A 15,461-nucleotide genomic window follows, 5' to 3' on the forward strand; every position below is an offset into this window, starting at 1 on the left:
ATGGTGGTACATCTTTCGCCCTTTTTTGTAGTTAGAGGGTAAGTTTTGTGGATGTATTACAGTGGCATAGAGTCATGGTTAAGTGAGTGAAAAAGGATGGTATACGACGGCAGCGGCCTGTACTCTTTTGGATCATTCAAATGTTACTGGCACTTCTTTCCCTGAATGAAAATCTGGCCGTCTCTAACTTCGTAATGGGCGTTTACGGTTCGGCAAATCATGTCCAGTTTTTCAAAGAGTGGTTCCTGGCCTAGCTCGGCGGTCAGCTGGCATTCGGAGAAAACGGTACGATTATACGTTATCGGTATTTGATAGGTTTTTTGTAGCTGATCAAAGACCTGAGGTAAGGGGGTACGATCAAATGAAAGCGTTTGGCCTAGGGCCTCTGGCGTCGGTTGCGGAGCCTCTACCAGGGTTCGCTTTAATTCGGGTTTCTTTTCCGTGAATACAACTTGCTGATTGGGCGTCAGAATGACCGGCTTGGCCTTTTCCTGAGTCGTTCGGGTGAATACGGCCACTTTCCCGGTTCGTACCACGACTTGTACGTTTTTTTCGAACGAACGAATGGTAAAGCTGGTACCCAATACTTTAGCCACCAGTTCGTGAGCGTACACCACGAATGGTTGCTCCGGATTACGGGTTACTTCAAAGAAGGCCTCTCCTTCCAGATAAACGTTACGTTGCTTTTCATCGAACGTTTTTGGGAACCGGACCTGACTGCCGGGTTCGAGTTTAACCCGGCTGCCATCCATCAGCGTCAGCAACTGAGGCGACGAAGTGCGATTGGTAATTGTACGCAACTCCGTCGTCTTCGTCGCTTCAACGTGGGTCGTACGAAACGAGGGCTGATAAACGTAATAAAACAGGCTTCCCATACCCACGACCAGTACGACGGCAGCGGCTACGCGAATTTTCTTCCAAAAATGAGGTTGAGTAGGTACGGTTTGGGCTTCACGGGATAGACGAGCATCAGTAATCCGGTTTATCTGTTGTTCGAAATCGCTATCGGAAAGGTTTTCCTGAGCTTCCTGTAGGGCTTCGACGAATTGCCGGGCCGCCCAGATCCGGTCAGCTCGCTGCGGATGCGATTGCAGCCAGTTCTCCCAGAAAATCGTATCCGCTACGGTCGGTTTTAGTACCCATCGACGAAAGGCCTCATCTCCGATAAAATCTTCAATTTGATAGTGTACATAATCAACCATAACGAGCAGCAGGCTAGGTAAAACCCCGTTTTATAAGGAAATAGTACAAGACTAGCCGACCTTACTCAAAATGGATTAACTTTTTTTAAGCAAACGAAGTAAAAAAAGGTAAGAGCATGATTCTCACCAACATAGGAATCTGATTTTTTAGCTGATACAAGGCCCGGTGTAGGGTATTGGCCGCCGATTGCCGCTCGATTCCCATGATCTGAGCGATCTCTTCATTATCGAGGCCTTCGTAAAATTTCAGGAAAATGACTTCCTGTAGACGCTTAGGTAATTGCTCGATGGCTTGTCGCAGGTTACGTTCATTTTCCAATGACAGCTCGTCACTGATCCATTCCCGCTCGATATTGAGTCCATCCGAGTAGTCAAGGTCTGTATCAGCCAAGTCCGTACGATCATCGAGTCGGTTTCGATTCCGCAGATCCCGCAGGAGGTTATTGCGTAAAGCTTTTAATAGATAAATTGTAACGCAGGGGGTTTCTACCAGGTACGCCCGCCGGTCCCACAACTCCAGAAATAAATCCTGAATGCAGTCCTGAATCAGCTCCCGCTCTTTCGTAAACCGGGTAGCGTAGTTGAAAAGAATCCGGTAACGTCTCTCAACCAGCAGATCAAAAGCTTCACCCTCGCCATCTTTGAAACGGACCCAAAGCTGAGCCAGTAAAGATTCATCCGGTGGTATAGCGGAAGACTTTTTCATAAAAAGAGAAACGTATGTTTTGGTTGCTACGGGCGACTCCTCGGGGCAATCAATCCTTTTTCGAAAGAAATACTCAGGCTTAGAGAATTAAAGTATTGTAAATTTCTGCGAAAAATTATTATCAAACCAATTAACCCCTTGCTTTTATTTAAAAAATTGGCAAAGCATTCGGTTAAAATACGCATACTATTTGTAAAGATAGAGAAAGTAGGTGCCCTTTAAAAACAGTTCAAACAGATCCAGAATTCGGAATTTAGGAATTTATACGAAGTTTATAGGTTTTTCAAGAGCCTTTTTTAGTGTTTGTATGGTTTTTACGGTGTATAAAAGTATAGATCAATAGCAATGCCAGCCTTTTGGGCTGGCATTGCTATTGATCAGTATTCGTAAGAAAATAACTAGAATCGATACGTAAGTATACCCGAGAAATTACGCGGCTGAATCCGGTCGATGAACGAGGTACGGTACGCATCGTAGCCAACCGTTCCGAAGAGGTTATTGGCCAGTACGCGTAAACCCCACTGCTGATTGATCTGGTAGCCCAGCTGAGCGTTTACCAGCGTATACGCTTTGTTGTACCAGGGTTCCTTGCTCGTATCGAGTCCGTGCGTGAGGTAGCCCACTTGCGTCCAGTCGTTGTAGGGACGTTCGCCGAGGTAGTATACGCCCAGACCTACGTTCAGGTTTTTCAATGAACCCCGGTTGACGGTGTAGTTTAGCCAACCGTTGAAGGTATGTTTCGGCGTGTTGTTGGGAGCTGAGCCTTCTACGTTTACGACGGTGTTGCGATACTGAGCGTCGATCATGGAGTACCCGACAATCGCTTCGAGGTTTTCCAGGATACGGCCCGTCAGCTCTACCTCTACCCCTTGACGGCGATCATCGCCACTGGCCCGGTAGACATTCCGGCCATTGACCTGAATGGGTGCATTGTTGACGTCGTAGAGCTGTTCGATCAGGTTTTTCTGCTCGATCCGATACAGCGTCAGGTTAAAGCGTAAGCGGTTATTCAGCCAGTCGGATTTGATCCCGGCTTCAATCTGGTTGACAAAGCTGTTGCCGAACGTATTGCCGTTTTCATCGACCTGGCTTACGTTTTCCGGCCGGGTACTGTTGGTGTACGAAGCAAACAGATTCAGTCCTTTTTTCACCGTTACCATGATTCCACCCAGCGGATTCCAGAAGTGCGTGCGGGTAAAGGCGGAATTCAGCGGAGATGTACTTTGATTGGTGCTATAACGAATGCCCACGAAGGCTTTCAGCCAGTCGGTTACCGAGATAACGTCCTGAGCCGTCAGACCCATGTTGGTGGTTTTACTGAGTGTTTCACCCGTTTTCGTAAAATTAGCCGTCCCGTAAGGCAGCGTATTGGAGATCGTTGCGGGATCGAAAACGTTGATGATACCGGGAATATTGATCGTATTATAGGCAGACTCGGTCAGATCGGTGAGTTTGTAATCGGCTCCGATCATGAAGGTATGACGAATCGCTCCCGTCTCGATTTGATCCCCCACCAGATCAAACTGAATCACCGTGTTTTTGTCCAGACGCGGCTGGTTGTGGCTGATCGAACGGCGATACAGGTTCACCTGTACATCGTTTGTATCTTTTTTCCTGGCCAGAGCAGTCAGTGAAGTACGGATGGCGTCGGCATCGAAAACCGAGCGGTACACGGCTCCACGAACGTATAACTTATTGTCCGTGTCCAGATACCGTTTGAAGCTGGCCGTGTAGGTGCTGTGTTTCACCGTCGAAATGTCGGAGTTGAAGCCCAGCATCCGGTTGTTGGGAATGTCGTAAATTTCGTTGGCGACGTTACCGACCGAGAGGTTCACCGTACCCGCATCGATGGTCTGATTCACGTTGTAGAAATCCATTTCCAGCGTGATCTGGGTTTTATCATCGGGACGAATCGCCAGCGAGGGATTGATATAGAAGGATTCGTACTCCATGCCCTTGCGGAATTTTCCGCCCGTCTGGTAGGCCCCATCAATCCGGAACGCTACTTTCTTTGAATCACCCAGTAAGCCCTGTACGTCGAACGTGGGGCGGAACAAGCCCCAGCTTCCGCCGCGAAGCGATATTGAACCTTCATTGACGAACTTCGGCGTTTTCGTCACCACGTTTACGATTCCACCGGGAGCCCCCAGATCCGTAGCCTGGCCAGAGGACTGACCCAGTCCCTGCGTCAGAGCCGCCGAACCTTTCATCACCTGAATGTTTTCGACGCCCTGCATATCGGTTGGATAGCCCATCCCGCGGAAATCCGTCATAACCCGAACGCCGTTTTTCAGCGTAGGAATGCCTCGGAAGCCCCGCGAAGAAATACTTTCCTTCACGCCCCCGTAGGTCGAATAGGTATAAACGCCGGGTACGTTGCGGACGCCTTCGATGACCGTCAAGGCTCCCTGCTGTTCAATGAGTTTATCGGAAATCACCGAAATACTCTGAATCTGATCGCTGGGTTTGAGCGGTAAACGTGTAATGGCTTCGAGTTTTTCGGGTTGCTTACCCCGAGCACCGAATACTTCCACTACTTCCAGCTCGCCCGTAGTGGATACCAGGGTCAGATTCAGTTTCTGGGTGTGGTTTTCGCGGATCGTGATTTTTCGGTATACCGTCTTGTAACCGATGCTGGAAACTTTTAACTGATAGGAACCCGTCGGAATTTGCAGGATTCGGAAATTCCCGGATTCGTCGCTGGACACCCCGTAGCGGGTACCTTCCAGCATGAGGTTGGCGGCGGGTAGTGGTTCACCGGTTTCGGAAGTTACTTTTCCTTCCAGACTTCCGATCTGAGCCCAAACAAGCTGAGCCATCAGCAGGAAAAAGACAAGCGAAATAAAACGTTTCATCATGGGAGATTAGGTAGGCTTGAAAGGACAAGGGAATGTTAACAACGGATAGACTACTGATCAAAAACTTGCAACAGTCCGTATTCTTATTATTTAGATTAATTAAAAATTAATGCAAATTTGTGGGCAGACTAGCGGCGGCAGTTATCGCAAACGGGATAAAAAATATCGCAAAACGGATTTTTTGATATGGAAGTGGATGTACGCATTCAGGGAACCGAACAGTGGCTTTGCCACCAGACTTTTGCAGCAGCAGACTCCGGTCAGCTTTCCGAAAAACACGTGAACGTCCATTCGCCCACCCTGGGTACGATTCAGGAAAAACAAACCCTTGCAGGAAGCTATTTCATTTGTGATATTGATTTCCAGGTTGCTACGCCGACGGTGCTGGATAAGCAGGTGCACGGCGAGGCTTTGCAGATGCATTTTTTGCTGGAAGCCAACAGTACCCTCACGATCAAAGGACTGGGAGAGTCGCGGGTATTTTCGGCCTATGAACACACACTAGGCTATTTACCCGAATCAGAGAGTCTCTATCGTCTTACGCCCGGAGCGGTACCGCTGGAGTATTTTACAGTGGTGATTCCAAGCGAAACGTATTTCCGGTTATTGCCGCCGGAGAGCCCCCTTCATCCCGATTTTTTTGGTCAGTGTCCGCATTACTACATGGCTCCCCGAAACGGTACCGTTAGCCCGGAAATGGCCCGGATCATTCGTTCCATGCAAAGCTGCCAGCGAACGGGCGACCTGAAACGGCTCTTTCTGGAAGCCCGCATTCTGGAATTGCTCATGCTACAGATCGAGCAACTGCATACACAACCCCTCGACTGGCAGCGGGCCGACGAACGCAAGCTGCTGGAAGCCCGGGAGATTCTTCAGGCCCGTTACCAGCATCCACCTACCATTCAGGAGCTTTCCCGACTGGTGGGACTGAATGAATTCAAACTCAAAAAGGGATTCAAAACCAGTTTCGACACGACGATTTATCACTACGTAAGTGAATTACGGATGCAACAGGCCCGGCAGTGGCTACTGGATCGGGAGAAAACCATTGGTGAAATTGCCCACAGCGTCGGCTACAAGAACCACGCCCATTTTACGGCCGCCTACAAGCGTCATTTCGGCGAACTGCCCAGTCAGTATTCCAGGGAAAAAGAATAGAGCTTCGTTACTTTAGAGAAAATTAAGTCCTGTTTCTGTACGCTCCTATCGCAACGCTCGCGTACCTTCGTTTCCAGTTCATACCATCATCCCCTGGTTACGCTTTTCGATACACAGGATTTAGCTTTTGGCGTACATGTCTTCGCTTTTTACGTTTAATCAGTTTCCTTTTCTCTTCTTTCTTATCGGCTACGGAATGGCCGCCGTACTGGGTCTGGTTTCATTCAAGCCCAAACCTTCGTACCCGCTGTTTTTAGGTCTGGCCCTGCTTTTACTGGCGTATATGCGGCTGCCGGTGATTTTCTATAATCGCGAACTCAACGTCGATGAAGGCCAGATGCTTACGCAAGCGATGACGCTGATGAAAGATCCGGTCTACTGGCGATCCGTGGATGGTACGACGGGTGGGCCATTAGGCAGTTACTTCCTGTTGATTCCGGCCCTGTTGACGGGTAATTTCAGCTATATGACGGGTCACCTTGGGGCGGTACTGTTACTGGGGATGACCTTTGTTTTTCTCTCCCTAGCCCTGAAAAACTGGTTCGGAACGCGGGTTTCACAACTGATTTCATACCCAGTTCTGCTATTCTACGCCTTTACGCAACTCGGCGATTTTGTGCATTATTCCAGTGAGCTGGTACCCGTCACGCTGCTTTCCAGTATTGTTTATCTGTTTTCAACGCCCGGCTTTTTAGCCCGGGGCACGTACCGCACTTCCATCCTGTTGGGCGTATTGTTTCTGGCGATGCCTTTCGGAAAAATCCAGAGTCTACCCCTACTGGCCGCGTGTCTGGGTTACTACCTCTACAGCGTTTACATCCGAAATGATTTCAGACCCTTTGTGGCCTGTGTCGTTTCGGGTTTATCGGCTCTGCTCGTGCTCGTCTTGGTGCTATGGATAAACGGCGTCCTTGACGATTTTCTTTTCTATTATATTCACGCCAACTTCAACTACGGCGAAGGCGGTAGCTGGGGTCAGAATTTACTGAATCTCCCGGCCCAGTTCAGCGTTGCTCTGGATTACACACTCATTCTTTTATCACTCATTCTCAGTGCAGTACTAGCGGTTTTCCGCTGGGGTACGCTCAAGAAAGACGTCTTCTTTTTTTCGCTGGCCTTACTGATCATGGGGATTCTGGCCGTGTCCAGAACGGGTACGGGATATACGCACTATCTGTTCTTTCTGGTCATTCCTTTTATTTTGCTGAGTGCCTCCCTGCTGGGAGCGGTTTCTTCCCTATCGTGGGTCTCCTCACTCACGCTGACGGGAGCTTCGCTGGCTTGCCTGGTAGGGCTGATGCTGGTGCATTACAAGAAAGATCATACCTTAAATTACTACGTTTCTACGCCCACGTACAATCGTACCTTTCCCATCTCACCCGTGGGTGCTGCCATTGATCAGTACAAACAGGCGGGGGATTATTTGGTGGTCTGGGGTTGGAATTGTCAGTACTATATCGAAACGCAGTTACCCCAGGGGGTGGCCGAAAACCATACCATTCGTTCCTCTTTTGAACATCCGCTACGCGAGACGTACCGGAAACGGTTTATGGAAAATATGCAGCGAAATCGTCCGGCGGTGGTGGTCGATGCCGTCGGTAAAAATAGCTACTGGATGCAGGACCCTGCCACGCAGAGTTACGAGAGCTTCCCCGAGCTGAAAGCCTATCTGGAACGCCAGTATGTATGGGTGGGAACCGTAGATGGCGTCCGCATTTTCGTACGGGCCGACCGCTCACCGAAGCGGTTGGGATAGTTTGAAGGGAGTGATCTGGGTTTTAGGTTTGAAAGGATTTGATGTTTAAACAAGTTTAAAGTTTGAGGCTAGTGGCCCGGTGAATTCATTCAAACCTTAGACATTCAAACTATTTCAAACGTTAGATCTTCCTTAAACCATCTCAAACGTTAACCCTCTTCAAACTCTATCAAACTTTAAATCCCCTCAAACCAACCTCAAACTTTCTTCAAACCTCCAACCCTGACCGAATTTCCCTATTTTTGCGGCACAAAATAGGATTGCTTTGATCCTGACTTGTTTATGCTACGTACACATACTTGCGGCGAAGGCCGCCTTACCCAGGTTGGCCAGGAAGTAACCCTGTGCGGCTGGGTGCAACGCATCCGCGATAAAGGAGGAATGATCTGGATCGACCTGCGGGATCGATACGGCATTACTCAGTTGATTTTTGAAGAAGGTTCTACCGATGCTTCCGTTACGGAAACGGCCCGTTCCCTGGGTCGTGAATACGTGGTGGCAGCTACGGGGACCATCGTCGAGCGGGTTGCTAAAAATCCAAATTTGCCTACGGGTGATATTGAAGTGAAGGTTACGAAGCTGGAAGTATTGAATCCGGCCAAATTACCTCCCTTCCTCATCGAAGACGAAACCGACGGTGGCGACGACATCCGGATGAAGTACCGCTACCTGGATCTTCGTCGGGGTATCGTACGCAAGAACCTGGAGCTTCGCCATCAGGTGGCTCGCCGGGCTCGTCAGTACCTGGATGATCTGAATTTCATTGAAGTAGAAACGCCCGTTTTGATTAAATCGACGCCCGAAGGAGCCCGCGATTTCGTCGTACCGAGCCGGATGAATCCGGGTGAATTTTACGCCCTCCCCCAATCGCCGCAAACGTTCAAGCAATTGCTGATGGTATCGGGTTTTGACCGGTACTACCAGATTGTGAAGTGTTTTCGGGATGAAGATTTGCGGGCGGACCGTCAGCCAGAATTTACGCAGATCGATTGTGAAATGTCGTTCGTTACGCAGGAAGACGTCCTGAACACCTTTGAAGGACTCGTTCGTCACCTGTTCCGTACCGTAAAAAATATTGAATTGCCTGAGACGCTCGTTCGGATGCCGTACTCCGAAGCCATGCGTCGCTTCGGTTCGGACAAACCCGATATTCGTTTCGGTATGGAGTTCGTGGAGCTGAAAGGCGAAGATGCGGACCTGACTTCGGGTAAGAACTTCGTGGTCTTTGATTCCGCTGAACTCGTGGTAGGTATCGCTGCTCCGGGTTGTGCTGAGTATACCCGCAAGCAAGTCGACGAATTAACGGAATGGGTAAAACGCCCACAGGTAGGTGCCAAAGGGCTGGTGTACGCCCGCGTGAATGCGGACGGTTCGGTCAAATCGTCGGTGGATAAGTTTTATACGGAAGAAGAACTCAAAGGCTGGGCCGAGAAATTCGGTGCCAAACCCGGTGATCTGATTCTGATTCTGGCGGGTGCCGCGGACAAAACCCGGAAGCAACTCAACGAACTGCGTCTGGAACTGGGTAACCGCCTGGGTCTGCGTAACCCCGATGTATATTCGGTTCACTGGGTGGTTGACTTTCCCCTGCTGGAATGGAGTGAAGAAGAAAACCGCTACTTCGCCATGCACCACCCCTTTACGAGTCCGAAACCCGAAGATATGGACCTCATCGCAACGGATCCCGGCAAGGTACGGGCCAATGCCTACGATATGGTCATCAACGGCGTGGAAGTGGGCGGTGGTTCCGTTCGTATTTTTCAGAAGGATATTCAATCCCGGATGTTCGACCTGTTAGGCTTTACGCCCGAAGAAGCCCAGCATCAGTTTGGCTTCCTGCTGAATGCCTTTGAATTTGGTGCCCCTCCGCACGCGGGGATTGCTTTTGGTTTCGACCGTTTGTGTTCGCTCTTCGGTGGAGCTGATACGATTCGTGATTTCATCGCGTTCCCGAAAAACAACGCGGGTCGTGACATCATGATTGATAGTCCTTCTACGATCGCTCAGAAGCAACTGGACGAACTGAAGATCAAAACGGCTCTTTAAACAAGTTTTTTATTTTTTAGTATTGATAGAAAGGGGTTTAAGTCGGGAAACTGACTTAAACCCCTTTCTATTTTTTTCACGCTCACCCAACTTTGCAGCAGCTACATCTGATCCGTCACGTACTAAATGCGGTTAACGAAACGGCCGGCAGTTGAAACGGCCAGATGGTGGGTATAGGTTTGGAAACCTGCACCAGTTGTTTAGGGATACCCGTCTGCTTTCTTCAATCAAGCTTTCAACACCAGAGGGGTTCCATATCATTAGCTCCGTATACCATGAGGACTACGGACAACCTGTGCCGCTACCTTTATTGAGCTTTACCCTAGCAAAACTGAAAACCGCAGCGGCAGCCACTGAAAACTAAAAACTCAAAACTCTTCTTAATTTCCTATTTTTGATCAGAGCAAAGCTAACGACCTCTTTATCCTATGATTTTCAAATACCTGGCCCTTGGATCAGTCCTATTTCTGACGGGACTTAACTTCTCGAATGTACCCGGCAATACGCCTCCCGAATCACCGGAAACTACGTTTAAGACCCTGTGTTCGAGTTGTCACGGTGATGTACAGGCGTTCGTTGACCGCAAGTGGAAACACGGCACGACCAAACCCGAACTCATGGCCAGCATCACGCACGGGTATCCTGATTTTGGCATGCCTGCCTGGGAAAATACGCTGAAACCTGAGCAAATTGAAGGCATTGCCCAGCTCATTCAGACGAGTATTGAAAAAGGTAATCGGTATAGTTTCGCCAGTAAGCCCAAATCTAATGTATTTAAAACCGAAGCTTTTACGGCTAAACTCGATACCGTAGCTGCGGGGCTGTCGAATCCCTGGGGACTGGCTTTTCTGCCCGAAGGAAAGCTGCTGGTTGCGGATCGAAACGGCAAGATTTACCTGGTTGAAAAAAATCAGCAAAAAACCGAAGTGACGGGTGGTCCGAGCGTACTGGCCGAAGGTCAGGGCGGCTTACTCGACGTCGTACTACACCCGGATTTTACCAAAAATCATTGGGTATACTTTTCCTATTCGGCTTTTAAGGACGCTCCGGAAGGAAAGCTATCGACCACTGCCGTCATGCGGGCTAGGCTAGACGGCACGCAGTTAAGCGATCAGAAAATCATTTTTGAAGCCCTGCCCTACTCCAAAACCCGTCATCACTACGGCTCGCGGATGGTCTTCGATAAAAACGGTCATTTGTTTGTGACGGTCGGTGAACGCGGTAGTGAAAAGACGAATCCGCAGAACCTGGATAGCGATTTGGGTAAGATTCACCGCATCAAAGACGATGGTACACCGGTCGCCGACAATCCGTTCAAGGATAAAACCAAAGGCACCATTTATTCCTGGGGACACCGGAATCCGCAGGGGCTGCTCATCGATCCGGCAACGGGCACGATCTGGGAAACCGAGCACGGGCCACGGGGCGGCGACGAGCTAAACATTATTCGCAAAGGAGCTAATTACGGATGGCCCGTCATTTCGTATGGAATCAATTACGACGGCAAAGTCATTACCGATCTGAAAGCCAAGGAAGGTATGGAACAGGCTCAGACCTACTGGGTTCCATCGATTGCTCCGAGTGGACTGGCTCTGGTGGAAGGTTCGCGGTATCCGGCCTGGAAAGGTAATCTGCTGGTAGGTTCCTTACGCTTCAAATACCTCAATCGCTGCGTGCTCAAGAATAATAAAGTGGTGAAAGAAGAAATTCTCTTCCCCAATATTGGTCGCGTCCGGAATGTCAAAATGGGTCCGGATGGATACGCCTACGTAGCGGTGGAAGATCCGGGGTACATTTATCGGGTACTTGTCGCGAATTAATCGGCGGCCTACGGAGTTACAAGACCTGAAACGGTTTAGTGAAGCCTAATCGGTTTCGTTAAAACTGTTTCAGGTCTTTTAGTAGGAATGTATTTTTTTGTACCTTCTGCTTTTTTACGTCAATTGTGGTTTAGACCCCGGTAGTGTGTATGCTTTCTTCCGCAGAAAAACAGAGATATCAAAAACATCTTCTCTTGCCCGAGGTCGGTGCAGAAGGACAGGAACGACTGAAAAATGCCCGCGTGCTGGTAGTGGGTGCAGGAGGATTGGGATGCCCGGTTCTATTGTATCTGGCGGCAGCGGGCGTAGGTACCTTGGGTATTGTGGACGGCGATACGGTGGATGAAACCAATCTGCAACGACAGGTACTCTATGATGCCGCCGACGTGGATCGGCCCAAGGCCACCACGGCCGCGGCTCAATTACGTCGGTTAAATGATCTGATTGATTACGAAGTTTTTACGACGCATCTGGTGGCTGAAAATGCCGCCAGTATCATCGAACGATTCGATTTGGTTGTGGACTGTACCGATAATTTCTCCGTTCGCTATCTGATCAATGACGTTTGTGTACTCTCAGCAAAACCCTTTGTATATGGAGCTATTCATCGTTTTGAAGGTCAGGTTTCCGTATTCAACTACCCATCTAACGGCATTTTAGGACCCACGTATCGTTGTTTATTCCCCAGTCCGCCGAGTGGACTTGAGATACCTAATTGTTCGGAAGTAGGTGTACTGGGCATTTTACCCGGCATGATCGGGATGTACCAGGCCAATGAAGTGATTAAGATCATTACCGGGGTGGGTAAAGTGCTGTCGGGCGAACTGATGCTGATGGATTTGCTCGAAAATACCCAGCGAAAAATGAAGTTCAAACGCCGGACTGATGCCGAAATGCTGGCTCAACAAGGCATGGAAACGCACCGAAAATTGGCGGCCAATGTTTTGTTACCCAATGAAATCTCGGCCATTGAACTCATGCGGCAACTCAAACGGGAGCCGGATACCTTTTTACTCGACGTTCGTAATAGTGATGAGTACGAAGTGTGTCACTTGCCCGGAGCCGTGCTGATTCCCATGCCCACGATTCCGACCAGCGTTAAACATATCCCACGCGATCGTCCCGTGATTGTCTATTGTCACCACGGGATGCGTTCGGCGAGTGTCATTCAGTACCTCGAACAGGAACATGGCTACGATAACCTTACCAATTTAGACGGGGGCATTCATGCCTGGGCAGATGAAGTCGATCTTCGGATGGCGAAGTATTGATTGGGTTGGAGTTCGTTTGATGTAGTTTAAGGTTTGAAGGACGTTTGAAAATAGTTTGAAGTTGAAGTAAGCTCTAGCAAAAGATTGAGCTTAGTTCGGTGGTTGCTTAGGTTATAAAGCTTTCATAGGGGAAAGCTATCCACTGCCCCTTGACTCACCCCTGAACTACTGTCACCTTTCAAGTTTTAAACGCTATTCAAACCTTCAACTTTAAAACCTATTTCAAACCTCAAACCCATTCAAACCCCTTACCAGCCGAAATAGCCTTCCGGCGTAATACCTTTTAGCCGCAGATATACGATTCCCTGCCCCCGGTGGTGGATGATGTGATTTTCGAGGGCGTAGAATAATTGCGGCCCCGTTAGTTCTTCACCGACAAACTCCTGCATTTTGCTGAGCTGAGCGGGCGTTTGCGTGGCTACGGTCTGTTGTACCCAATCGTAAAATCGTCCCAGTTCGGCGGCCACATCCGCCTTGCTACGCTGATTCCAGCCTTGAGCCGTTTCGTAGGGATCTTTTACGTTGAGTCGGCTGGCGAGCTGAGCCGTTGTATAAATCATAGAATGCACAAATTGCATTCGAAACGAAAACATCTCGGGCGTTGGCTTGAAGTTCAGGTGTTCTTCCGGCATCTGATTGAAAATCGTCAGCGTATAGTCCCGCGAGCGTTTCCAGGCCTTTTGAAATTCCTGCTGAAAATCAGTAGCCGGAGCGGCTGCCCGTACCGGACTGACGACCAAACCCGCCAGCAATGTCTTTAGCACCTGTTTCCGTTTCATGGTGTGCATGTGTTATGAAGATTACTTTTCCCGCTCAATCAGATTCTGGAAAAAGTCCTGAAGCACTTCTTTTTTCTCATCCGCAATTCGCAGGGCTTTCAAATACTCGAAGCCCTCCTCAAAGTAGCGATTCATTTCTGCTTCCGTCGTCTGCCGTACCCCTAAGCGATCATACAATGCCGTAACTGCCTGTACTTTTTCGATATTGTGGTGATCCTGCGGGGATAGCCAAAATTGCAGTTCTTCCTGATCGCTACCCGTGGCTTTTTCCAGGGCGTCGATGAGTAGGAATGTTTTCTTGTTAGCCAGAATATCGCCACCTACGAGTTTACCAAACTTACCGGGATCGCCGTACACATCCAGCAAATCGTCCTTGAGCTGAAAACCCGTACCCACCGCATCGCCCAGTTTTTTCAAGATGCGAGCGTTTTCCTCGTCCGTCCCCCCAATGATTCCACCCAATTCTAAAGCAAAGCCCAGCAATACGGCGGTCTTCAAACGAATCATTTCCAGGTACTGAGCTTTGGTGACATCCATTCGCTTCTCAAAATTCATATCCCACTGCTGCCCTTCGCACACTTCGGCAGCGGCCCGGTTGAATTTCTTGATGACGGCTTTCAGGTAGGCCGGCTCTACCTCCGTCAGAAACTCATAGGCTGAAACCAACATCACATCTCCTGAAAGAATAGCCACGTTGTCGTTCCATTTTTCGTGGACGGTGGGCTGGCCCCGACGAATGGGAGCTTTGTCCATGATATCATCGTGCATGAGCGTGAAGTTGTGAAAAACCTCCACGCCTACCGCGGGTCGAACCGCTTGTTGCCAGTTTTCGGTGAAGAGAGCGGTAGCCATCACCGTCAGTAAAGGCCGGATTCGTTTACCACCCAGACCCATGATGTAAGTAATGGGTTCGTATAATTCAATGGGAGATTGGCCGTACTGAGTGGTTGCGATGGTTTGTTCAATCGCGGTGGTATAGTCGTTGAGTAGCATACAAGTCGGTCATGTTCCGAGTCTGCCTGCGGGGCATAATTCCGGAACATTCAAAATTAATCTGCCTGAATAACTTTTCAGTACAGGAAAACGTTTTGAAATTAACTTTCCGTAAAAATCAATTTCTTTTTTCAACTTCGTAGGAAATTCCTAGTTCTATGCAACGAATCGTTACCCTTTGCTGCACGATGGCACTGATTCTGGTGTCGCTGGCTTTTATCCCCCGTCCCGCACCGGCACCCCAAGCTGCGAAGGTAGAGTGGTTGACGATTGAAGAAGCCTACGCTCGGAATCAGAAAGAACCCCGTAAGTTTCTCATCGATGTGTATACCGATTGGTGTGGCTGGTGTAAAGTGATGGACCGTGAAACCTTCAATGATCCGAAAGTAGCTGACTATATCAATCAGAAATATTATGCGGTGAAACTGGATGCCGAAGGGAAAAATCCGATTAAGCTAGGCACGCATACCTTCAAATTCGTGGCTCAGGGCAACCGGGGCTATCAGGAATTGGCGGCTATCCTCATGAACGGCCAGATGAGCTTTCCGACCGTTGTGTTTATGGACGAAAAGTTTCTCGATAAGCAGCAGTTTCAGGTCATTCAGGCCGTACCCGGTTTTCACAAAGCCGGTGAATTTCATCAGATCATTACGTTTTTCGGCGATAACTATCATAAAAAACAAACGCCTTGGGAGAAATATCAGAAGGAAATTTATCCAAAGTCTTTTACTAAATAGTTTGATTTGCCTCTAAGAGATTAGAAGCAATGCAATAGGCCCCTGCTTAAGAAGGATCTTACCTTAAGCAGGGGCCTATTGCATTTTCAGGCAAATCATTCTTCGGCCTTTTTCTTCCGTACAAGTCGTCAGAAC

The 15,461-nt window shown here is 49.0% G+C and carries 11 protein-coding genes; 6 read left to right on the forward strand and 5 right to left on the reverse strand.

Going from position 1 to position 15,461, the window contains the following annotated elements; genetic code table 11:
- Window positions 1–143: 143 nt before the first annotated feature.
- The 3 genes from C5O19_RS14395 to C5O19_RS14405 all read right to left on the reverse strand — a co-directional run bounded on the left by C5O19_RS14395 (window position 144) and on the right by C5O19_RS14405 (window position 4,766).
- Entirely contained in the window at window positions 144–1,202 is a 1,059-nt protein-coding gene (locus C5O19_RS14395; protein WP_104713358.1) for a FecR family protein, read from the reverse strand.
- Between the two features lie 85 nt (window positions 1,203–1,287).
- The gene (locus C5O19_RS14400) at window positions 1,288–1,908 is read right to left on the reverse strand and encodes an RNA polymerase sigma factor (protein ID WP_104713360.1); all 621 of its coding nucleotides are present in this window, start codon (window positions 1,906–1,908) and stop codon (window positions 1,288–1,290) included.
- 398 nt (window positions 1,909–2,306) lie between these two features.
- Entirely contained in the window at window positions 2,307–4,766 is a 2,460-nt protein-coding gene (locus C5O19_RS14405) for a TonB-dependent siderophore receptor (protein WP_104713363.1), read from the reverse strand.
- 186 nt (window positions 4,767–4,952) lie between these two features.
- Here C5O19_RS14405 and C5O19_RS14410 point away from each other — a divergent pair, with 186 nt between their 5' ends.
- From C5O19_RS14410 to moeB, 5 genes are all read left to right on the forward strand, one after another.
- Window positions 4,953–5,924 carry a helix-turn-helix transcriptional regulator gene (locus C5O19_RS14410; RefSeq protein WP_104713365.1) on the forward strand — a complete coding sequence of 324 codons (972 nt, stop codon included), beginning with the start codon at window positions 4,953–4,955 and terminating at the stop codon, window positions 5,922–5,924.
- 136 nt (window positions 5,925–6,060) lie between these two features.
- Entirely contained in the window at window positions 6,061–7,680 is a 1,620-nt protein-coding gene (locus C5O19_RS14415; protein WP_104713367.1) for a hypothetical protein, read from the forward strand.
- A gap of 282 nt (window positions 7,681–7,962) precedes the next feature.
- On the forward strand, window positions 7,963–9,726 hold the full coding sequence (gene aspS, locus C5O19_RS14420) for an aspartate--tRNA ligase (RefSeq protein ID WP_104713369.1): 1,764 nt from the start codon (window positions 7,963–7,965) through the stop codon (window positions 9,724–9,726).
- Window positions 9,727–10,154: 428 nt separating this feature from the next.
- Window positions 10,155–11,546 (forward strand): PQQ-dependent sugar dehydrogenase, encoded by a 1,392-nt coding sequence (locus C5O19_RS14425; protein ID WP_104713371.1) that lies wholly within the window; start codon window positions 10,155–10,157, stop codon window positions 11,544–11,546.
- Between the two features lie 149 nt (window positions 11,547–11,695).
- Window positions 11,696–12,817: a molybdopterin-synthase adenylyltransferase MoeB gene (gene moeB, locus C5O19_RS14430; protein ID WP_104713373.1), complete on the forward strand. Its 1,122-nt coding sequence runs from the start codon at window positions 11,696–11,698 to the stop codon at window positions 12,815–12,817.
- A 248-nt stretch (window positions 12,818–13,065) separates the two neighbouring features.
- Here the strand turns inward: moeB and C5O19_RS14435 are convergent, their stop codons facing one another.
- Entirely contained in the window at window positions 13,066–13,605 is a 540-nt protein-coding gene (locus C5O19_RS14435) for a DinB family protein (RefSeq protein WP_104713375.1), read from the reverse strand.
- 12 nt (window positions 13,606–13,617) lie between these two features.
- On the reverse strand, window positions 13,618–14,589 hold the full coding sequence (locus tag C5O19_RS14440) for a polyprenyl synthetase family protein (RefSeq protein WP_104713377.1): 972 nt from the start codon (window positions 14,587–14,589) through the stop codon (window positions 13,618–13,620).
- A 158-nt stretch (window positions 14,590–14,747) separates the two neighbouring features.
- Here C5O19_RS14440 and C5O19_RS14445 point away from each other — a divergent pair, with 158 nt between their 5' ends.
- A complete protein-coding gene (locus C5O19_RS14445; protein ID WP_243406385.1) occupies window positions 14,748–15,326 on the forward strand; it encodes a thioredoxin family protein in 579 nt (192 codons plus the stop codon).
- Window positions 15,327–15,461 lie beyond the last annotated feature (135 nt).

The sequence above is a fragment of the Siphonobacter curvatus genome, from assembly GCF_002943425.1.
Lineage (GTDB): Bacteria > Bacteroidota > Bacteroidia > Cytophagales > Spirosomataceae > Siphonobacter > Siphonobacter curvatus.